This window comes from Achromobacter veterisilvae (genome assembly GCF_037619525.1).
Taxonomy (GTDB): Bacteria; Pseudomonadota; Gammaproteobacteria; order Burkholderiales; family Burkholderiaceae_B; genus Achromobacter; species Achromobacter veterisilvae.
The window spans coordinates 2,495,248-2,515,267 of sequence record NZ_CP148753.1 but is presented as its reverse complement, the minus strand read 5'-3'; the positions used below and the strand labels follow the sequence as shown (position 1 = coordinate 2,515,267).

Here is a 20,020-nt window from a genome sequence, read left to right as displayed (position 1 = left end):
GGGCTTCAACGATAGGGAGCGTCTTCGGCCCGGCGCTGGGCGATGTCGGCTTCGTAGCGGTCGCCCACGGCGAGCAGCATGTCTTTGGTGAAATACAGGTCGCCGCGCTTTTCGCCGTGGTATTCGTGGATGTGCGTTTCCACGATGGAATCCACCGGGCAGCTTTCCTCACAGAAGCCGCAGAAAATGCACTTGGTGAGATCGATGTCGTAGCGCGTGGTGCGGCGGGTGCCGTCGTCGCGCTGGTCGGACTCGATGGTGATCGCCAGCGCCGGGCACACCGCTTCGCACAGCTTGCACGCAATGCACCGCTCTTCCCCGTTGGGGTAGCGGCGCAGCGCATGCAGGCCGCGGAAACGCGGCGACGCGGGCGTCTTTTCCTGGGGGTAGCGCAAGGTGACCTTGCGCTTGAAAAAATACTTGCCCGTCAGGCGCATGCCCTTGAGCAATTCGGTCAGCATCAGGCTGCCGAAGAAATCCTTGATCGCTTCCATATCCTGCCTCTGCCTGGCGGCTTAGCGCCAAATGTTCCAGGGCGTCTGCATCCAGATCGCCACCACGACCAGCCAAACGCCGGTCAGCGGGATGAAGATTTTCCAACCCAAGCGCATGATCTGGTCGTAGCGGTAGCGCGGGAACGACGCGCGGAACCACACGAACAACGAGACCACGACGAACGTCTTGAGACCCAGCCAGATCCAACCCGGAATCCAGGTCAGCGGCGCGATATCGATCGGGGAAGCCCAGCCGCCCAGGAACATGATCGACGCCATGCAGGACAGCAGGATCATGTTGGCGTATTCGCCCAGGAAGAACAGCGCGAACGCCATGCCCGAGTATTCGACCATGTGGCCGGCCACGATTTCCGATTCGCCCTCGACCACGTCGAACGGGTGGCGGTTGGTTTCGGCCACGGCCGAAATCACGTAGATCACGAACAGCGGCAAGAGCGGCAGCCAGTTCCAGGACAGGAACGTCAGGCCCTTTTCGGCGAACCAGCCGCGGTTCTGCACATGCACGATCTCGGACATGTTCAGGCTGCCGGAGACCAGCAGGACCGTCACCAGCACGAAGCCGATGGCCAGTTCGTACGACAGCATCTGGGCCGATGCGCGCAGCGCGCCCAGGAAGGCGTACTTGGAGTTGGACGCCCAGCCGGCGACGATCACGCCGTACACGCCGACGGACGTGATGGCCATGATGTACAGCAGGCCGGCGTTGACGTTGGCCAGCACGATTTCCGGACCGAAGGGCACGACGGCCCAGGCGGCCAGCGCGGGCATCAGCGTGACCACGGGGGCCACGATGAACAGCACCTTGTTGGCCTGGCTGGGGACGACGACTTCCTTCGTCAGCAGCTTGAACACGTCGGCGAACGGTTGCAGCAACCCCTTGAAGCCGACGCGGTTCGGACCCATGCGCACGTGCATGGCGCCGATCATCTTGCGTTCCCAGTACGTCAGGTAGGCCACGCACAGGATGATGGGCACGGCGATGATCACAATCTTGATGAGGGTCCAGAGGACCATCCAGACCGTCGGGCCCAGCAATGCCGATCCCTGGCTCTCAAGAACATTAAGCCATTCCATCAGGCACGCTCCACGCTGATTTGACCGAATGCGCCACCCAGGGCCGCGGTGTTTTCAAAGGCAGCCGAAATGCGCACGGCGCGGTCGGCCACGGCATCGTCCTGCACGGTTTCGAGTTCGACGGCGCCTTGGGCGCCCGCGACGCGAACCTTGACCCCGGCCGTCAGGCCCAGGCTGGTCAACGTGCGGCCGTTCATGGCGGCAGCCGGCTTCTTCGAGGCCGGGGAGGCTTGCAGCGGCTCCGAACGGCGGACCATGGCGTCGGTGCGGTAGATCGGCACGTCGGCCACGCGTTCCAGGCCGGTCGCGGCCTGGCCCAGGCCCAGCGGCGCCTTGATGTCGTTGGACAGGCGGCTTTCGATGCCGCCGGCCAGCGCGACGTCGCGCACGGACTCGGAGGTTTCGTCGTCGAAGCCCGCCAGGTGCAGGACGTTGCCCAGCACGCGCAGGACCTTCCAGGCCGGACGCGTCTGGCCGAACGGCGAAACCGTGCCCTTGAAGCTCTGGGCCAGGCCTTGCGCGTTGACGAAGGTGCCCGAGGTTTCGGTGAACGGCGACACCGGCAGCATGACGTCGGCCCATTCGGCGGCGGCCGAACGGTAAGGCGTCAGGGCCACGGCGAATTGCGCGCCGCGCAGCGCGGCGATGGCCTGCTGGCCGTTGTCGGCGTCCAGCAGCGGCTCGGCGTGCAGGACCACATAGGCCTTCAGGGGCTCGGCCAGCATGGCGGCGGCGTTCTTGCCGCCCTTGCCCGGGATGGCGCCGGCCAGGTAGCCGCCGACGGTGTTGCCGCCGGAGGTCAGGAAGCCGAACTTGCCGCCGGCAAGATCCGCCACGGCGCGGCCGTTGGCAGCCAGGGTCGAGGCCTGGGCGCTGGCCACGGCCAGGTTGCCCATCAGCACGGCGGTGTTCGAGCCGGAAGCCAGGCTGGCCGCGATCATCTTGGCGTTTTCACCCGGGACGACCGAGGCGAACTCGGCCGGCACGGCCTGTTCCTTGGCCTGGGCCAGCGCGACGGCCACTTCGGCCAGCGCGCGCGGCAGTTCGGACGGCGCCACGGTGCTGCGGGCGGCCACGGGCATCAGCGGATCGTCCGCGGCGCTGTCGACCATCAGGATCTGCGTGCCGCGCTTGGCGGCCTGGCGCAGGCGCTGCGCCATCAGCGGGTGGTCCTTGCGCAGGAACGAACCGACGATCAGGACGCGGTCCAGGTTGTCGAGTTCGGCGATGGGCATGCCCAGCCACGGCGCGCCGGTCAGCGCGGCGTCGAAGGCCGGGTCGGTCTGGCGCAGGCGGAAGTCGATGTTCTCGGAACCCAGCGAGCGGACCAGGCGGCCCAGCAGCGCGTATTCCTCGGTGGTGGCGTATTCGGAAGCCAGCGCGCCGATCTGGCCGGCGCCGAAGCTGTCGCGCACGCGCGACAGGCCCTGGGCCACGGCTTGCAGCGCGTCGGCCCAGGAGGCTTCCTGCCACTTGCCGTCGGTGCCCTTGATCATCGGGGCGGACAGGCGGTCTTCGCTGTTCAGGCCTTCGTACGAGAAGCGGTCGCGGTCGCTGATCCAGCATTCGTTGACGGCTTCGTCTTCGAACGGCACCACGCGCATGACGCGGTCGCCCTTGACCTGGATCACCAGGTTGGCGCCCAGGCTGTCGTGCGGGCTGACCGAACGGCGGCGCGCCAGTTCCCAGGTACGCGCGCTGTAGCGGAAGGGCTTCGAGGTCAGCGCGCCCACCGGACAGATGTCGATCATGTTGCCCGACAGCTCGGACTCGATCGAGCGGCCGACGAACGTCGTGATCTCGGAGTGCTCGCCGCGGCCCAACATGCCGAGCTCCATGACGCCGGCGATTTCCTGGCCGAAGCGCACGCAGCGGGTGCAGTGGATGCAGCGGCTCATTTCCTCGGCGGAAACCAGCGGGCCCAGGTCCTTGTGGAAGACGACGCGCTTTTCCTCTTGGTAACGCGAGGAAGAGCCGCCGTAGCCCACGGCCAGGTCCTGCAACTGGCATTCGCCGCCCTGATCGCAGATCGGGCAGTCGAGGGGGTGATTGATGAGCAGGAATTCCATCACCGACTTCTGGGCGGCGCGCGCCTTCTCGGAGCAGGTGTGGACGACCATGCCATTGGTCACCGGGGTGGCGCAGGCGGGCAGCGCCTTGGGCGCCTTTTCCACTTCAACCAGGCACATGCGGCAATTGGCCGCGATGGACAGTTTCTTGTGGTAGCAGAAATGCGGCACGTAAAGCCCGACTTTCTGGGCGGCATGCATGACCATGCTGCCTTCGGGCACTTCGACCTTGTTGCCGTCGACGGTTAGTTCAACCATTGCTGTTCCTGAGACCTACAGATATTGCGGGACCACACAAGACTTGTGCTCGATGTGGTGCGCGAATTCGTCGCGAAAATGCTTGAGGAAGCCCCGGACGGGCATGGCGGCGGCGTCACCCAGGGCGCAGATGGTGCGTCCCATGATGTTGCTCGCCACGTTGTCCAGCAGGTCCAGGTCTTCCGGGCGGCCCTGGCCGTTCTCGATGCGGTGCACCATGCGGTAGAGCCAGCCGGTGCCTTCGCGGCACGGCGTGCACTGGCCGCAGCTTTCCTCGAAATAGAAATACGACAGGCGCAAGAGCGACTTCACCATGCAGCGCGTCTCGTCCATGACGATCACGGCGCCGGAACCCAGCATGGAACCCGCCTTGGCGATGGCGTCGTAGTCCATCGTGGTTTCCATCATGATGTCGGCCGGCAGCACCGGGGCGCTGGAGCCGCCGGGGATCACGGCCTTCAGCTTCTTGCCGCCGCGCATGCCGCCCGCCAGTTCCAGCAGGGTCGAGAACGGGGTGCCCAGCGGGATCTCGTAGTTGCCGGGACGCTCGACGTCGCCGGTGATCGAGAACAGCTTGGTGCCGCCGTTGTTCGGCTTGCCGACTTCCAGGTAGGCCTGGCCGCTGTTGCGGATGATCCAGGGCACCGCCGCGAACGTTTCGGTGTTGTTGATCGTGGTGGGCTTGCCGTACAGGCCGAAGCTGGCCGGGAACGGCGGCTTGAAGCGCGGCTGGCCCTTCTTGCCTTCCAGGGATTCCAGCAGCGCGGTTTCTTCGCCGCAGATGTAGGCGCCGTAGCCGTGGAACGCGTGCAACTGGAAGCTGTAGTCCGAACCCAGGATCCTGTCGCCCAGGAAGCCGGCGGCGCGCGCCTCTTCCAGCGCTTCCTCGAAGCGCTCGTAGACTTCGAAGATTTCGCCGTGGATATAGTTGTAGCCGGCGCTGATGCCCATGGCGTAGGCCGCGATCGCCATGCCTTCGATCACGATGTGCGGATTGAAGCGCAGGATGTCGCGGTCCTTGAACGTGCCCGGCTCGCCTTCGTCGGAGTTGCAGACGAGGTACTTCTGGCCCGGGAAGGCGCGCGGCATGAAGCTCCACTTCAGGCCGGTCGGGAAGCCCGCGCCGCCGCGGCCGCGCAGGCCGGACGCCTTGACTTCGGCGATCACGTCTTCCGGCTTCATGCCGGTGGTCAGGATCTTCTTCAGGGCTTCGTAGCCGCCGCGCTTGACGTAGTCGGCCAGGCGCCAGTTGGCGCCGTCGACATCGGCCATGATCTGCGGCTGGATGTGCCGGCCGTGCAGGCACATCGAATTGGACAGGTCGTTCAGCGGGTTGGGGTCCAGCCCCTGCGCGAACTGCTTGTACAGGTCGGGCGCGTTCATGCCGACTCTCCTTGCGCCTTGAGGGCCGCGACCAGCGCGTCCAGCTTTTCTTCGGTCATGCGCACGCACATATGCTTGTTGTTCACGATCAGCACGGGCGAATCGCCGCAAGCGCCCATGCACTCGCCCTCGACCAGAGTGAACTGGCCGTCGGCGGTGGTCTCGCGGTAGTCGACACCCAGCTTGCGCTTGAGGTAGTCGCCGGCGCGTTCGCCGTCGCGCAAGGCACAGGGCAGGTTCGTGCAGACGGCGATCTTGTTCTTGCCGACGGGCTTGACGTCGAACATGTTGTAGAAAGTGGCGACTTCCTGGACCGCGATAGGCGGAACGCCGATGTAGTTGGCCACATCTTCGATGATTTCGGTAGCCAACCAGCCCTTCTCTTCTTGCGCGATGGCAAGCGAGGCCATGATGGCGGACTGCCGCTGGTCGGCCGGGAACTTCGCGAGTTCTCGGTCGATTTTCTGGTAGGCCTGTTCGGAAAGCAGCATAGTTTGAATCCGGGTTATGCGGGCGTGCTCGTGACTGTCTGGGCGGATCAGCGATCGATCTCGCCGAAAACGATGTCCTGCGTACCAATGATGGTGACGGCGTCGGCGATCATGTGACCGCGCGACATTTCGTCCAGCGCTTGCAGGTGGACAAAGCCGGGGGCCCGAATCTTCAGGCGGTAAGGCTTGTTGGCGCCGTCCGACACCAGATAGATGCCGAACTCGCCCTTGGGATGCTCCACCGAGGCATACGCCTCGCCCGGGGGCACGTGGAAACCTTCGGTGAAGAGCTTGAAATGGTGGATCAGCTCTTCCATGTTGGTCTTCATGGCGGTGCGCTTGGGCGGGGCGATCTTGTGGTTCTCGATCATGACCGGGCCCGGGTTGTTGCGCAGCCATTCCACGCACTGGCGGATGATGCGGTTGCTTTCGCGCATTTCGGCGACACGGACCAGGTAGCGGTCGTAGCAATCGCCGTTGACACCCACGGGGATGTCGAAATCGAGCAGGTCGTAGACTTCGTAGGGCTGCGTCTTGCGCAGGTCCCAGGCCACGCCCGAGCCGCGCAGCATCGGGCCGGTGAAGCCCAGCGCCTTGGCGCGGTCGGGATCGACCACGCCGATGCCCACCAGGCGCTGCTTCCAGATCCGGTTGTCGGTCAGCAGCGTTTCGTATTCGTCCACGCAGCCGGGGAAGCGGTTGGTGAAGTCTTCGATGAAGTCCAGCAGCGAACCCGAGCGCGCGTCGTTCATGAGGCGCACTTCCTTGTCGCCGCGATACTTGCTGGTGTCGCCGTACTGCGGCATCGAGTCCGGCAGGTCGCGGTAGACGCCGCCCGGGCGGTAGTAGGCCGCGTGCATGCGCGCGCCCGAGACCGCCTCGTAGCAGTCCATCAGGTCTTCGCGTTCACGGAAGGCGTACAGGAACACCGCCATGGCGCCCACGTCCAGCGCGTGCGAACCCAGCGACATCAGGTGGTTCAGCAGACGGGTGATCTCGTCGAACATCACGCGGATGTACTGCGCGCGCAGCGGGGCTTCGACGCCCAGCAGCTTCTCGATGGCCATGACGTAGGCGTGCTCGTTGCACATCATGGACACGTAGTCCAGGCGGTCCATGTAGGGCAGCGCCTGGATGTAGGTCTTGTGCTCGGCCAGCTTTTCCGTGGCGCGATGCAGCAGGCCGATGTGCGGATCGGCGCGCTGGATCACTTCGCCGTCGAGCTCGAGCACCAGGCGCAGCACACCGTGCGCGGCCGGATGCTGGGGGCCGAAGTTGAGCGTGTAGTTCTTGATTTCTGCCATGATTTAACGCCCCAAGCCGTAGGAGTCTTCGCGGACCACGCGCGGGGTGATCTCGCGCGGATCGATCGTGACCGGCTGGTAGATGACGCGGCGTTGTTCGGGGTCGTAGCGCATTTCGACCGTGCCGGACAACGGGAAGTCCTTGCGGAAAGGGTGGCCGATGAAGCCGTAGTCGGTCAGGATGCGGCGCAGGTCGGGGTGGCCTTCGAAGACGATGCCGTACAGGTCGAAGGCTTCGCGCTCGAACCAGCCCACGGCCGGCCAGCACTCCATCAGCGAGGCGACCACCGGGAACTCGTCGTCCTCGGCCCAGGTGCGCACGCGCAGGCGCCAATTGTTCTGGATGGAAAGCAGGTGCACGGCCACGGCGAAACGCGCGCGGTGGATCTTGGCGTTCGCTTCCTCGGGCAACTGGCGGGTGCCGTTGCCCCACGTCAGGTAGTCGACGCCGCAGAGGTCGATACAGGTTTCAAAGCGCAGGCCGGCTTCGGTGCGCAGCTTGTTGCAGACCGAGAACCACTGTTGCGCGGGCACTTCGAGCGTCAGCTCGCCCAGCGCCTCGGTCAGCGCGATATCCGCGCCGAGGGTGGTCTGCAAATTGTTTTTCAGGGTTTCGAGCCTGGTCATCATCTTGTACGCTTAGGTGAACCGATACGCTGGCTTCGCGGGGCCGGCGGCAGGGACTGCCGCGAGGCGGGGCGAAGGTTCAGCGCGCAATCGTGTTGGTCAGGCGGATCTTGTTCTGCATTTGCAGCAAGCCGTAGACCAGCGCCTCGGCCGTGGGCGGGCAGCCCGGCACGTAGACGTCTACCGGTACGATGCGGTCGCAGCCACGGACCACCGAATACGAATAGTGGTAGTAGCCGCCACCGTTGGCACAGGAGCCCATCGAAACCACCCAGCGCGGCTCGGGCATCTGGTCATAGACCTTGCGCAGCGCGGGCGCCATCTTGTTGCACAGCGTGCCGGCGACGATCATCAGATCGGACTGGCGCGGACTGGGCCGGAAGATGATTCCGAACTGGTCCAGGTCGTAGCGGGCCGCGCCCGCGTGCATCATCTCAACCGCGCAACAGGCCAGACCGAAGGTCATGGGCCACATGGAGCCGGTCTTCGCCCAATTAAGGAACTTGTCGGCGCTGGTTGTGATGAACCCTTGCTTGAGAATGCCGTCTATAGCCATATTCGTCTCTGATAGCGTGCTGTGTAGGAGAAAGCCTGGGGCTTATTCCCAATCCAGCGCGCCCTTTTTCCATTCGTAGATGAAGCCGACGGTAAGCACGGCCAGGAAAACCATGACCGTCCAGAAGCCGACGAGCCCGACCGTGCCCTGGGCGATGGCCCACGGGAACAGGAACGCGATTTCGAGGTCGAAAAGAATGAACAGGATCGCCACCAGGTAGTAGCGCACGTCAAACTTCATGCGGGCGTCTTCGAAGGCCTCGAAACCGCATTCGTACGGCGAGAGCTTCTCGGCGTACGGACGCCGCGGACCAAGGAGGGAGCCCGCCGTTAGAAGCGCGAACCCGATGAGGGTGGCCACTACGATAAACAGCAGGACGGGGAAATACTGTTGCAGGTTCATTCAGGCGTCCGTCAAATGCGCAAACCTTAGGATTGTAGCATTCGCGTGGTTACTTCTGGCTGAACTCTGTAGCTTGAACAGCAGGTGAAAGACAGCATTCCTCAAATGGAACAGTCGCTGCTTTCGGAACAACAAGGCAAGCTTACAACACTTGATCCAACCACGCCTCGCCCAACCCCGAAAACCCGGCGGCAAGACGAAAAAAAACCACCCCGAAGGGTGGCTTCATGCGAACGGGCCGAAGCCCGTTCGCACGCTTTGAATCCAGGCAGGACTTGCGCCCTGCTGTGGATTAGAAGCGGTGGCGGATGCCGACGCCGACGGCGGTCGACTTGACTTCGTCGATGAAGGCGTAGTTCTTGGCGTACGAACCGTAAGCGTACAGGTTGGTGCGCTTGGACAGGTCGTAGGTGTAGCCCAGCGAGAAGACGTTCATCTTCTCGTCGCCGCCCGTCAGCTTGTCGTTCGACGGGTCAACCATTTGCCACGAACCGAACAGCTTGCTGGCGCCGCCGATGGGGGCCGACAGACCCAGCAGGTAGGAGTTCGACTTGAAGCCGTCAGCGAAGATGTTGCCGCCGAAGCCCGGGATGCCCGAACCCGTCACGCTGCCTTGACCGCCGAACCAGCCGTCGGTCGTGCGACCGTAGGCCAGAGCCAGCTTGACCACTTCGAAGTCGTACGAACCACCGATGACGTAGCTACGCGGGGTAGCATCGACGGCAGCTTGCGACAGGGTGTTCGCGGCGTTCAGTTGGTCGTACGACAGAGCGACGTTCAGGGGGCCGTTCGTGTAGCGCAGGCCAGCCGTGATGGCGCGGGTGTTGTCGGCGGTGCGGAAGCCAACTTGGCCCGGGGCGCCGTTGCGGGTCCACGTCGGGGTGCCGGTAACCGGATCATTGACCCAGCCGTCCTTGGTCGTCTTGGTGTCGTCGGCGCTGAACGAGTAGCCGATGCCGAACTGGAAGCCGCTGAACGACGGGGTTTGGTACATGACCATGTTGTCGTAGCGGACGGTGTTGGTCGAGCTCAGGCCAACGCCGATGTTAGCTTGACCGAAGCCGGCGCCGAACGGGTCGATCGAGCCGAAGTACTTCGACGCGATGTTGGTTTGGCGACCGAAGTCCAGTTGACCCCAGCTATCGCTGGCCAGACCGATCGTGGCTTGACGACCGAACAGACGGCCACCTTGAGCGGAGTTGCCGTTGCCCGAATCAAAGCCCGATTCCAGTTGGAAAACAGCGCGCAGGCCATCACCCAGATCTTCCGAACCACGCAGACCCCAGCGCGAACCGTTCTGCACGCCGTTGATCATGCCAACACGGCTGGCGCTGTAGCCATCCGGACCCTTAACCTTGTTGTAGCCGATACCGGTATCGATAATACCGTACAGGGTGACAGACGTTTCTGCCTGGGCGACACCGGCAAAACCGGCGAGCAGGGCGGCAGCGAGCAGAGTCTTTTTCATTTAAGAAATCTCCGTTGATTTGAGTGACAAGAGCAGCAATCCAGCAAACCAGCCTGCCGCCCCCCTAACTCCGCGAAGGGAAGTTGACGCTATTGCATCAAAAATCAGGGGGACTGGCTATGGTCGGCATCAGAAAAGTGCAGGTTTGCGACAGGCTTGTTGGGATATTGCAACATCTCGCCGGCCGCCCGCCGAGTGCGCTAGGGGCTTACCCTTACGAATCAGGACAGGTCCTATTCATGCGACTTTCAGCCCTGCCCCTAATTATCTGGCCATTTCCGGCGTCCGCCCTTCCACCGTATTTCCCGCCCTCCTGTCCGCCCTCCGGCGCGACCCGCAAGCGCCATTCGCCCTCGCCGGCCTTCCGGGCCGCCCCATAAGAGGGCGAGCGGCGGGAAGCCGGAAAATAACATTGTTATGAATAAAAATCGCCGATATGATCGAGCGTGTCGATCCTCTCGCCCCGCGCCATGCCCTCTCCTTCCGCCCGCTCCGGCCGCAGTGAACGCCTGAACGCCCTGCGCCGGCAGCTCATCCTCGACGCCGCCCAGCGCGTATTCGAACGCGACGGCCTGGAAAAGACGACGATCCGCGCGATCGCCGCGGAGGCCGGCTGCACCACCGGCGCCATCTACCCCTGGTTCGCCGGCAAGGAGACCATCTATGGCGCGCTGCTCGAGGAATCGCTGCAGCGGCTGCACGCCTGCCTGAGCGAGGCCGCCGCCACGGGCGACGCCCGGACCGCCGCGCGCGGCGCGATCCACGCCTTTTTCGGCTATTACGCCGAGCGCCGGACCGATTTCTCGCTGGGCATGTACCTGTTCCAGGGACTGGGGCCGCGCGGGCTGGGCCGCGACATGGACGAACGGCTCAATGCCCGCCTGCGCCAGTGCGTGGACCTGCTGGGCCTGGCCCTCTCCAGGACCAAGTCCTGGGAGGCCGCCACGGTCGAGGTCGAACAGATGAACCTCTTCACTTACCTGATGGGGCTGCTGCTCCTGCAGCACACCCATCGCCTGAAATCCCTGGGCCAGCGCGCGGAGGCGCTGCTGGACAACTACTGCCACGCCCTGGAACAACGATGACCGCAACCGACCTGGACACCCGGACCGAGGCCCCGCTGATCAGCCTGGCCGATTTCCATATCCTGCTGGCGGACCAGCATCCCTTCTCGATGCTGCTCGGCATCGACGTGCTGCGCATCGGCCATGGCACGGCCCGCGCCGTGCTGCCCGCGCGCGATGCCCACCAGCGGCTGGGCGGCATCGTCGCCGGCCCGATGCTGATGGGCCTGGCCGACCTGACGATGTACGCCGCGGTGGTGGGCGCCACCGGCCAGGCGCATGCCGTCACGGCCAGCCTGACGATCAATTTCCTGCGCAAGAGCCCCGCCGGCGCGATCTACGCCGACGCCCGGCTGCTCAAGGTGGGCCGGCTGTCCGCGGGGGAAGTCATCCTGACCGGCGAAGGCTCGGACGAGCCCCTCGCCCATATCGTGAGCACCTGGTCGGTGCCCAAGCCATGAACCTGCGCGTCAGCATCGTCGGCATGGGAAGCACCGGCACGCGGGCCGCCCGGCGCCTTCTGGAGGCCGAGCCGGACATCGCGCTGACCCTCTACGACATCGAACCGGACCGTTGCGAGGACTTTCGCGGCAGCGCCACCCTGGCCACGTCCGCGCGCGAGGCGCTGGCGGAATCGGACACCATCGTGCTGGCCTTGCCGCGCGAGCGCGAGATCGACCGCACGCTGGAGCGCTTCAGCGACGGCAACGTCACGGCGCCCGTGGCCGGCAAGCTGATCGTGGACCTGGAACCGCCGTCCGCCGAGCGCGCGCGCAGGCTGGACCAGGCGATTGTCGCGGCGGGCGGCCGCTACGCCTGCGCGCCCCTGCAGGCGGCCTCGGCCGCCGGCGCCGCCGAGGCGCGCCTATTGAAGGCGCTGGCGCTCGTCGCCTGACGCGCCCCAGCGCCGCGCCGCCGCCACGCACAGCGCCAGCCAGCCCAGGCTGACCGCGAAGCCGGCAAGCACGTCGCTGGCGAAATGGACCTGCAGCAGGATGCGGCTGAGTCCGATCGCCATGATGAGCGCCGCCAGGATCGCGATGCCCGGCAGCCGCCAGGCCGGCGGCGCCAGCCGCCACAATAGGTAGCAGGCCGCTCCGTAGACCGTCATGGCGGCCGAGGAGTGGCCGCTGGGAAAGCTCCATCCCGCCGCGCTGGCATAACCGTGGTCGTGGTCCGGGCGGATCCGCTCGAAACCGTGCTTGAGCAGCCAGTTGAGCGCGCCTCCCGCCCCGGTGGCCACGGCGCAGAACACCGCCAGCCCCCATTGCCGGTTCCAGAGCAGGAACAGCGTCATCAGCACGCTCACGCCCGTGAGGAAGTTCCGGTCGCCCAGGTAGGTGAACCACGACAGCAGCCACAACAGGGGGACCGGCATGGACATGCTCAGGGCGCCGGCCAGGGCCTTGTCGAATTCCACCACGGCGCTTTGGCGCCCCACCGCGCGGGCCAGGGCCAGGAACAGCGCGAACGAGGCGCAGGTGCCGAGCGCGAAGCACGCGGCGCGGCCGCGGCGCGACAAGCCCGGATAGCAGCGCGCGAACAGCAGCGCCCCCGCGCCGCTCAGGAGCGGCAGCGCGATGAACAGCAGCAGGGCGTGGCCCGCGGCCCACGCCGCATAGACATCGGTCATTTGCAAGCGCCCATGAAGAGATTCCCGCCGCAGGCCACGCTACAACGCGACCAGCGTCCTGTCGACCGGTGCAAACGCATGCGTCCCGGCAGCGTAATCCCAACGCTCGACATGGCAGCCGCCCTCCCCGTCGCGGGCGATGACGTTCACCGAGTTGGGAACGTTGCCGCGCACGCGATGCGAGCAGGCGGTCCCGGCCTGCACGATCCAGCCGCCGGCCGGCGCCGACGGGTCCAGCGGCAGCACGTAGGGCAGATGGATGTGGCCGCCCAGGACCAGGTCGACCCCGGCCTGTTTCCAGGCGTCCAGCGCGTGCTCGCGCCCGATCAGCAGGTTGGACAGGTCCGATTCCACCTTGGCGCGGACCGGGTGGTGCGCCACCACGACGCGCAACTGCCCGGGCCGGGCCTGGCGCAGGCGCTGGGCGACGCGGGCGATCTGCCCGCCCGAGATCTCGCCGTCCTTGCGCCGCCGCGGCCGGGTCGTGTTCACGCCGATCGCAAGCAGGCCGTCGTTCTCGAACACCGGTTCCAGCACCGCGCCCAGCGCCCGCTTGTAGTTGCCGTAGGGATTGAGCGCGCGCGCGAACAGGTTGAACAGGGGAATGTCGTGGTTGCCCGGCACGGCCAGCACCGGCAGCGACAGGCGCTCGATGAATTTGCGGGCGGCGGCGAACTGGCCGCGGCGCGCGCGCTGCGTGATGTCGCCGCTGAGCACGACCAGGTCGGGCGCGAGCGAGCGGGCCAGGTCCAGCGCCGCCTCGACGACGGGTTTGCGTTCCGTGCCGAAGTGGGTGTCGGAAAGATGCAGGATGCGCGTCATGAACGGTCCAGGTATTGGGGGTCCGCCGGCACCACCAGCGGCAGCCGGTCGGCCGCCACCTTGAATTCCAGCGGCGTATCCATCCAGGAGATTTCGCCGTCCATCGCCACCTTGACGCGCCGGCGCCCCCGCACGCCCACCGTCAGGCGGTCGAAGGCGAAACTGACGACATGCTCCGCGTCGCCCAGCCGGCTGGCCAGCCCGCGCAGCAGCAGGCCATACAGCGCCAGGGTGCCGACCGGCCGCGCGGCCATGGCGATCAGGCGGTCCTGGCCGAGTTCCTCGGAAGGGATGCCGACGTGTTCGAGCTGGAGCTTGTTGTTGCCCACCACCAAGGTGGGGGACCGCAGGCTGCGGGCCTTGCCTTCGTAGTCGAGCATCAGGGTCAACTGGCGCGGCGCGCGCAGCAGCGTGACCAGGCCCGACCACAGGGCGACCAGGCGGCTGCGGCCGTACTTCTGTTTGTAGGCCTCGCGGTCTTCGAGCAATTGCGGATACAGGCCCAGGCTGGCGTTGACCAGGAACAGCCGGCCGTTGAGCAGGCCGACCCGCACCGGCCTGGGCTGGCCTTGCAGGAAACCGTGCAAGGCCGTTTCCGTGTCCTGGGAAATGCCGTAGCTGCGGCCGAAGTAATTGAAGGTGCCCTGGGGCAGGATGCCGAACGGCACGCCCTGGCCCAGCACGGCGCCGGCGACCGCGCTGAGCGTGCCGTCGCCGCCCGCGGCGATCACGACGCCCTGCTCGTCCTGCGCGCGCCGGACCGCGGCCCGGGCCGATTCGGCCAGCCGGGACGGGTCTTCCACGGGGATCAACTGGTAGCGCCGTCCGGCCGCATCGAGGATGCGGCGCACGGTGTCCTGCAGCGCCTGCGCGTCGCCGCGCCCCGATCCGGTGTTGAGGACGATGAAGAGCGGTTCTTGTCCCGTCAGGGATCGGACCCCCGCCGCGGGGCTCTGCTGGGATGGCGTCATGGGTCAAACATACCCCATGCCGGCAAAGCGCCGCAACAAAGCCCGCGGCCCGGGTCGCGGCGGATCAGCGGCCGATGGCGTAGGCCTGCATCAGGCGCGGCGTGGCGGCCGCGTGCAGCAGGCCGTCGGCATCGCGCGACGCCGCGGTCAGGCGGCCGACCGACCACTCGGGCACCTGTTCGATCCGGTGCCCGCGCTGGCGCAGCGCCTCGATGACCTCGGCCCCGAAGCTGGCCTCCACCGCCAGATGCCCGGGCTTGCGGTCCCGGGGATAGAACGACGTGGGGAAATGCATGGTGTGGGACATGGGCAGGTCGATCGCTTCCTGCAGGTTCAGCCCGTGGTGCACGTGGCGCAGGAAGAACAGTAATTGCCATTGTTCCTGCTGGTCGCCGCCCGGCGTGCCGAACGCCAGGTAGGGCTTGCCGTCGCGCAGCGCCAGCGACGGCGTCAGCGTGGTGCGCGGACGCTTGCCCGGCGCCAGCGTGCCGGGCAGGCCCTCTTCCAGCCAGAACATCTGAGCGCGGGTGTTGAGGCCGAATCCCAGTTCGGGGATCACCGGCGACGACTGGAACCATCCGCCCGACGGCGTGGCCGAGATCATGTTGCCCCAGCGGTCGATGACGTCCACGTGCGTGGTGTCGCCGCGCTTGGCGGAGGCGCGCATGTCGGCCAGCGTGGGCTCGTTGGTGGCGCTGCCGGGCGCGGAGACCTGCGACAGGCGCTCCAGCGTGTCCATGACCCGCGCCACCTGCGCCTCGAAGCCGGGCACCTGGCCGGGCAGCAGGTCCTGCGACGCCGTCTCGCCGATCAGCGCGCGGCGTTCGGCGTTGTAGGCGTCGGACAGCAGGTGGTCCAGCGGCACGTCGACGAAAGCCGGATCGCCGTAATAGGCCTCGCGGTCGGCGAAGGCCAGCTTCATGGCTTCCGTGACCCGGTGCACGAACTCGGCGCTGGTCGGGCCGACGCCGGCCAGGTCCATGTCCTTGAGCAGCGCCAGGGTCTGCAGGAAGACCGGCCCCTGGCTCCAGGAACCGGCCTTGGCCACGGTATAGCCGTGGTAGTCGTAGGTGACCGGCGTGTCGTAGCTGGCGGACCAGCCCGCCAGGTCGTCGGCGGTGATGACGCCCCGGTGGGTGGAGCCGCTCTCGTCCATGACGTCGGTGCCGCGCGCGAACTTGTCGATTTCTTCGGCCACGAAGCCGCGGTAGAAGGCATCGCGCGCCGCCTCGATCTGGCGTTCGCGGTCCGAACCTGCGCTTTCGGCCTGCTTCAGCACGCGGGTCCAGGTGCGGGCCAGCGCCGGATTGCGGAACAGCTTGCGGGCTTCGGGCACCTTGCCGCCCGGCACGTAGACCTGGGCCGTCGTCGGCCAATGGGTCTCGAAAAAGTCCTTCAGGCCGGCGATGGTGTTGGAGATGCGCGGCATCAGCGCGTGGCCGTGCTCCGCATAATAGATAGCGGGTTCGAGCACGTCGCGCACGCGCATCGTGCCGTGGTCGCGCAATAGCTGCATCCAGGCGTCGAAGGCGCCCGGGATGACGGTGGCCAGGAGGCCGTTGCCGGGGATGAGCTTCAGGCCTTCGGCGCGGTAGCGTTCCAGCGTGGCCGCGGCCGGCGTGGTGCCTTGGCCGCACAGGACCTCGACGCGGCCGGTGCGCGCGGAATAGAACACGGCGGGCACTTCGCCGGCCGGGCCCACCAGGTGGGGCTCGACCACCTGCAGCACGAAGGCCGAGGCGACGCAGGCGTCGAAGGCATTGCCGCCGCGCTCAAGAAGCGACATGCCGGCCGCGCTGGCCAGCCAATGGGTGGAGGTCACGACACCGAAGGTGCCGAGGATTTCCGGGCGAGTCGTGAACATGGCTCACCCCCTGCCCGCTACGTAGGTACTGTTGTTCACTTGCGCATGCGGCGCGCTGGATGGCATATCCACGTTCTACCTCACAAAAGGTGTCAAACATCAGGAAGGACCCCGATAGAGATACGCAGTGTCTGGCACTCCCACGAGACGCGCGTCGATCCGCGACGGCGCTCGCCGGGTGCCAGACACCGGACCTGACTGATTTACTTCTTGGCGACGGTTACGCCCTTCAGACGGATCAAACCGTCGGGATAAGGCACGAAGCCTTCCAGTTTCTTCTGCACGCCGAAGGTCCACGGCAGGTAGAACAGGTAGACGATGGGGCGCTGGTCCTGCATGGCCGCGAGCACCTGGTCGTACAGGGCGCGGCGCTTGGCGTTGTCGGATTCGGCGCGGGCGTCGTTGAGCAGCTTGTCCACGGCGGGGTCGCAGAACTTGCCGTCGTTCAGGTTGCCCTTGCAGCTCAGGTACTGGTGGATGTTGCCGCTGGGGTCGACCCGGCCGGACCAGCCGCTCTGGCCCACCTCGAAATCGCCGCGGGCGAGCGAGGACTGCAGCGACGCGAATTCCACCGGACGCAGGGTGATGTCGAAGCCCGCTTCGGCGCCCATGGCCTGCACCAGCTCGAACACCTGCTGCATGGTCGTGTTGTTGCCGAAGGTGATCTCGAACTTGACGCGGTCGAAGCCGGCTTCCTTCAGCAGGGCCTGCGCCTTCTTGGGATCGCGGCCCTTGTGCTCGAAAGCGGTGTTGTAGGCGAAGCTGGCCGGCGGGAACGGCTGGTAGGCGGGCTGGAACATGCCCTCGCCGATCACCTGGTTCAGCACGTCGCGGTCGATCGCCAGGTCGAGCGCCTGGCGCACGCGCTTGTCCTTGGCCAGCGGATTGTCGGCGCGGGCGCCATTGGCCAGGTTGACCGAGATCGCCTGGAAGCCCAGGCCCGTCACCGGCGCCAGGCGCAGGTTCTTGTCGTCCTTCACGGCCTTGGCGTCGCTGGGCGCCACGCGTTCGATGATGTCCAGGTCGCCGGCGCGCAGGTTGTTCAGGCGCACCGTGTTGTCGGGGATCGGCGTGTAGACCAGGCGGTCGAAGTGGTAGTTGGCCGCATCCCAGTATTTGGGAAATTTCTCGAGCACGATGCGGTCGTTCTGCACGCGCTCCTTGAATTGGTACGGACCCGAGCAGACAGGCTTGCCGCCCGGATCCTTGTCGAAGGTGGCGGGCGACATCATCATCCCGGCGCGGTCCGACAACTGCGACAGCAGGGAAGCGTCCGGCTCGGACAGGTTCAGCACGACGGTCTGGGCGTCCGGCGCCTCGACGCTGGCCACCGTGGCCAGTTCGCTCTTGCGGTTGCTGTCGGGCAGGGTCCGGGCGCGGTCCAGGTTGGCCTTGACGGCCGCCGCGTTCATCGGCGTGCCGTCATGGAAGACGGCGTCCGTGCGCAGCTTGAACGTCAGCACCTTGTTGTCGGGGCTGATGGTCCAGGATTGCGCCAGTTGCGGCACAATCTTCAGGTCCGGCGTGATCTCCACCAGCTTGTCGCACAGCGAGGCGAAGACGATGCGGCCGACGAAAGTGCGGGCGCGCACCGGGTCCAGCACATCGGGATCGTCCTGCAGGCCGATACGCAGGGTGGACTGGGCTTGCGCCAATCCGCCGGCCAGCATTCCCGCCATGGCCATGGCAAGGCAAAGTTTACGCATGAATATCTCCGTCGATTCAGGTCGGCCTGCTTCCCCGCGCGCCGCCGGCACGCCGCCCGGCATGGAGGAACAGACCCGAGCCGTGCCGCGCCGCCGGGTCCATCCCCCGCCGCGCACGTTCTTGTTGGATTCTGCGCCAGGCGCGCAGCGATTGTATAGAGCGGGGCTGTCGGAAGCCTAAATTTCCCCCGGCGGTCAGGGAATCCGGCAGGGCGCCGAGAAATCCACGGCGGCCCGGACCTCGTCGCGCAGCTTGCCGACCAGCGGCCGGGTGTCGTCGCGCCGGTACTGGAAGGCGTAGGGCAAGGCCGCCAGGGCGGGCTCGCAGTCCAGCAGGCGCAGGCTGCCTTCGGCCTGGAGCGCCCTGGCCCAATGGCTGGGCAGCAGCCCGACGCCGGTGCCTTCGATCAGCAGCCCGACCACCGCGCCCCAGTTGTTGCAGCACAGGCGTTCGCCGCCGGCGTGCCGGCCCGCGAGCCAGTCGTCGATGATGCGCGTGGTGCCCGCCCCCGCCGGCAGCGTCACCAGCGGCAGGCGCTCCAGCAGTTCGGGGACCATGCGGACGGCGCCATCCAGCACGGCCGGCGAGGCGGCCCAGGAGAAGCCGGCCTGGCCGATGGGCTCGGACGCGATGCCCGGCCGCGACGAGCGGCCGGCGATCACCGCGAAATCCAGTTCGCCGTCGGCCACGCGCTGTTCCAGCACCTGCCCGATGTCCACATAGGGTTCCAGCACCAGGTCCGGGTAGGCCGCGCGCACGCCCCGGATCAGGCGGGGCAGCCAGGTCAGCGCGGTCAGTTCGCCCACCCCGAAACGGCAGCGGCCGCGCAGCCCCGGACTTTCCGCGAGCGAGGCCCGCACCCGCTCGGCCGCGGCCAGCAGGTCGCGCGCCTGCGGCAAGAGGCGCTGGCCGGCGTCGGTCAGCACCGCCTTGTGCCCGCTGCGGTCGAACAACGGCTGGCCAAGCGCCTCCTCGAGTTCGGCGATGCGCTTGGACAGCGAAGACACCGACAGGTGCAGGCGTTCGGCGGCCACCGCGAAACTTGCGCAGGTGGCGGCCCAGTAGAAGGCTTCGAGTTGCTTGAGGGTCATGCCCGGGCGCGCCCGTCACGATCGCGCGCGCGGATCCGGTAGGCGCAGCGGCGCGCGCCCGTCAGGATGTGCTCTTCGCGATGGACCTGGACATCGTCGCCCAGCACCAGGTGGAAGAGGTCGAGTTCGCTGCGGCAAAAGCCCATACAGGCCTTGGCCGCGGAACAGATCGGGCAATGGTTCTCGATGAAGAGGAAGTCCGCGCCTTCCTTACGCAGTTCGGCCATATAGCCTTCCGCGCAGCGGATCTCCGCCAGGCGCTCCAGCCGGCCCTTCAGGTTCCTGGCGCCCCGCATGGCCTCGCGGTAGCTGCTCAGCATGGCGGCTTCGCGCACCTGGATCAGCTTGTCCACGCCATCGTCGCCGAATACCTGGCGTATGGCGCCGATCATCTGCACCGTCATCTCGGCATGCGTGTCCGGGAAGCGGGCATGGCCGGCCTCGGTGAGGAACCAGATCTGGGTGGGCCGGCCCCGGCCGGCGCTGCGGCTTTCGGAATCGACCAGCCCGTCGGCGTGCAGGCGGGCCATCTGCTGGCGCACTGCCTCGGCCGTCACGTCCATGGCCTTCGCGATGACCGCGACCGACTGCGGGCCGCGCGTCTTCAGGGTCATGAGCACGCGGTCCGCGGGCTGCTGCGGCCAGGCGACGGGATGAGACAGGCTGTCGGACATGGGGGAATGATGCTCCGGAGGTTTTCCTATGGTGCCACGAACGGCGG

The 20,020-nt window shown here is 66.5% G+C and carries 20 protein-coding genes; 3 read left to right on the top strand and 17 right to left on the bottom strand.

All coding sequences use genetic code 11. The features are described from left to right. Positions 1-5: 5 nt before the first annotated feature. The 10 genes from nuoI to WHX56_RS11570 form a co-directional block, all read right to left on the bottom strand. Positions 6-494 carry an NADH-quinone oxidoreductase subunit NuoI gene (gene nuoI, locus WHX56_RS11615; protein ID WP_129242876.1) on the bottom strand — a complete coding sequence of 163 codons (489 nt, stop codon included), beginning with the start codon at positions 492-494 and terminating at the stop codon, positions 6-8. Between the two features lie 21 nt (positions 495-515). Continuing rightward, positions 516-1,589, bottom strand: coding sequence for an NADH-quinone oxidoreductase subunit NuoH (nuoH, locus tag WHX56_RS11610; protein WP_129242878.1), 1,074 nt, complete (start codon positions 1,587-1,589; stop codon positions 516-518). After that, entirely contained in the window at positions 1,589-3,916 is a 2,328-nt protein-coding gene (gene nuoG, locus WHX56_RS11605) for an NADH-quinone oxidoreductase subunit NuoG (protein ID WP_338881274.1), read from the bottom strand. Before nuoG ends, nuoH begins: the two co-directional genes overlap by 1 nt. 15 nt (positions 3,917-3,931) lie before the next feature. Further along, a complete protein-coding gene (gene nuoF / locus WHX56_RS11600) occupies positions 3,932-5,299 on the bottom strand; it encodes an NADH-quinone oxidoreductase subunit NuoF (RefSeq protein ID WP_129242883.1) in 1,368 nt (455 codons plus the stop codon). After that, positions 5,296-5,790, bottom strand: a complete 495-nt coding sequence (nuoE, locus tag WHX56_RS11595; RefSeq protein ID WP_043543414.1) for an NADH-quinone oxidoreductase subunit NuoE — start codon at positions 5,788-5,790, stop codon at positions 5,296-5,298. The genes nuoF and nuoE overlap by 4 nt, the downstream gene beginning before the upstream one ends. A gap of 47 nt (positions 5,791-5,837) precedes the next feature. Next, positions 5,838-7,094 carry an NADH-quinone oxidoreductase subunit D gene (locus WHX56_RS11590; protein ID WP_129242885.1) on the bottom strand — a complete coding sequence of 419 codons (1,257 nt, stop codon included), beginning with the start codon at positions 7,092-7,094 and terminating at the stop codon, positions 5,838-5,840. A 3-nt stretch (positions 7,095-7,097) separates the two neighbouring features. Continuing rightward, positions 7,098-7,724 (bottom strand): NADH-quinone oxidoreductase subunit C, encoded by a 627-nt coding sequence (locus WHX56_RS11585; RefSeq protein WP_129242887.1) that lies wholly within the window; start codon positions 7,722-7,724, stop codon positions 7,098-7,100. Positions 7,725-7,800: 76 nt separating this feature from the next. Next, complete coding sequence (locus WHX56_RS11580) at positions 7,801-8,277, bottom strand: NuoB/complex I 20 kDa subunit family protein (RefSeq protein ID WP_006217960.1); 477 nt, start codon at positions 8,275-8,277, stop codon at positions 7,801-7,803. A 42-nt stretch (positions 8,278-8,319) separates the two neighbouring features. After that, a complete protein-coding gene (locus tag WHX56_RS11575) occupies positions 8,320-8,679 on the bottom strand; it encodes an NADH-quinone oxidoreductase subunit A (RefSeq protein ID WP_006217959.1) in 360 nt (119 codons plus the stop codon). Positions 8,680-8,971: 292 nt separating this feature from the next. Then, a complete protein-coding gene (locus tag WHX56_RS11570; protein ID WP_129242889.1) occupies positions 8,972-10,147 on the bottom strand; it encodes a porin in 1,176 nt (391 codons plus the stop codon). A gap of 470 nt (positions 10,148-10,617) precedes the next feature. Here WHX56_RS11570 and WHX56_RS11565 point away from each other — a divergent pair, with 470 nt between their 5' ends. From WHX56_RS11565 to WHX56_RS11555, 3 genes are read left to right on the top strand one after another with little or no spacing between them, the layout of a single operon-like run. Beyond that, positions 10,618-11,232 carry a TetR/AcrR family transcriptional regulator gene (locus tag WHX56_RS11565; RefSeq protein ID WP_338881770.1) on the top strand — a complete coding sequence of 205 codons (615 nt, stop codon included), beginning with the start codon at positions 10,618-10,620 and terminating at the stop codon, positions 11,230-11,232. Next, positions 11,229-11,672 carry a PaaI family thioesterase gene (locus WHX56_RS11560; protein ID WP_129242893.1) on the top strand — a complete coding sequence of 148 codons (444 nt, stop codon included), beginning with the start codon at positions 11,229-11,231 and terminating at the stop codon, positions 11,670-11,672. Before WHX56_RS11565 ends, WHX56_RS11560 begins: the two co-directional genes overlap by 4 nt. After that, the gene (locus WHX56_RS11555) at positions 11,669-12,106 is read left to right on the top strand and encodes an NAD(P)-binding domain-containing protein (protein WP_129242895.1); all 438 of its coding nucleotides are present in this window, start codon (positions 11,669-11,671) and stop codon (positions 12,104-12,106) included. Before WHX56_RS11560 ends, WHX56_RS11555 begins: the two co-directional genes overlap by 4 nt. On the opposite strand, the gene WHX56_RS11550 is transcribed toward WHX56_RS11555, so the two are convergent. The 7 genes from WHX56_RS11550 to WHX56_RS11520 all read right to left on the bottom strand — a co-directional run bounded on the left by WHX56_RS11550 (position 12,077) and on the right by WHX56_RS11520 (position 19,973). Next, positions 12,077-12,844: a phosphatase PAP2 family protein gene (locus WHX56_RS11550; RefSeq protein ID WP_338881273.1), complete on the bottom strand. Its 768-nt coding sequence runs from the start codon at positions 12,842-12,844 to the stop codon at positions 12,077-12,079. The genes WHX56_RS11555 and WHX56_RS11550 overlap by 30 nt on opposite strands. Positions 12,845-12,883: 39 nt before the next feature. After that, positions 12,884-13,666: a metallophosphoesterase family protein gene (locus WHX56_RS11545; RefSeq protein WP_338881272.1), complete on the bottom strand. Its 783-nt coding sequence runs from the start codon at positions 13,664-13,666 to the stop codon at positions 12,884-12,886. Continuing rightward, positions 13,663-14,637: a diacylglycerol/lipid kinase family protein gene (locus tag WHX56_RS11540; RefSeq protein ID WP_338881271.1), complete on the bottom strand. Its 975-nt coding sequence runs from the start codon at positions 14,635-14,637 to the stop codon at positions 13,663-13,665. Before WHX56_RS11540 ends, WHX56_RS11545 begins: the two co-directional genes overlap by 4 nt. A gap of 64 nt (positions 14,638-14,701) precedes the next feature. Further along, positions 14,702-16,501, bottom strand: coding sequence for a gamma-glutamyltransferase family protein (locus WHX56_RS11535; protein ID WP_129242907.1), 1,800 nt, complete (start codon positions 16,499-16,501; stop codon positions 14,702-14,704). Positions 16,502-16,704: 203 nt separating this feature from the next. Beyond that, complete coding sequence (locus WHX56_RS11530) at positions 16,705-18,207, bottom strand: ABC transporter substrate-binding protein (RefSeq protein ID WP_338881270.1); 1,503 nt, start codon at positions 18,205-18,207, stop codon at positions 16,705-16,707. Positions 18,208-18,402: 195 nt separating this feature from the next. Further along, a complete protein-coding gene (locus tag WHX56_RS11525; RefSeq protein ID WP_129242911.1) occupies positions 18,403-19,299 on the bottom strand; it encodes a LysR family transcriptional regulator in 897 nt (298 codons plus the stop codon). Further along, entirely contained in the window at positions 19,296-19,973 is a 678-nt protein-coding gene (locus WHX56_RS11520) for a helix-turn-helix transcriptional regulator (RefSeq protein ID WP_129242913.1), read from the bottom strand. The genes WHX56_RS11525 and WHX56_RS11520 overlap by 4 nt, the downstream gene beginning before the upstream one ends. Between the last annotated feature and the right edge of the window lie 47 nt (positions 19,974-20,020).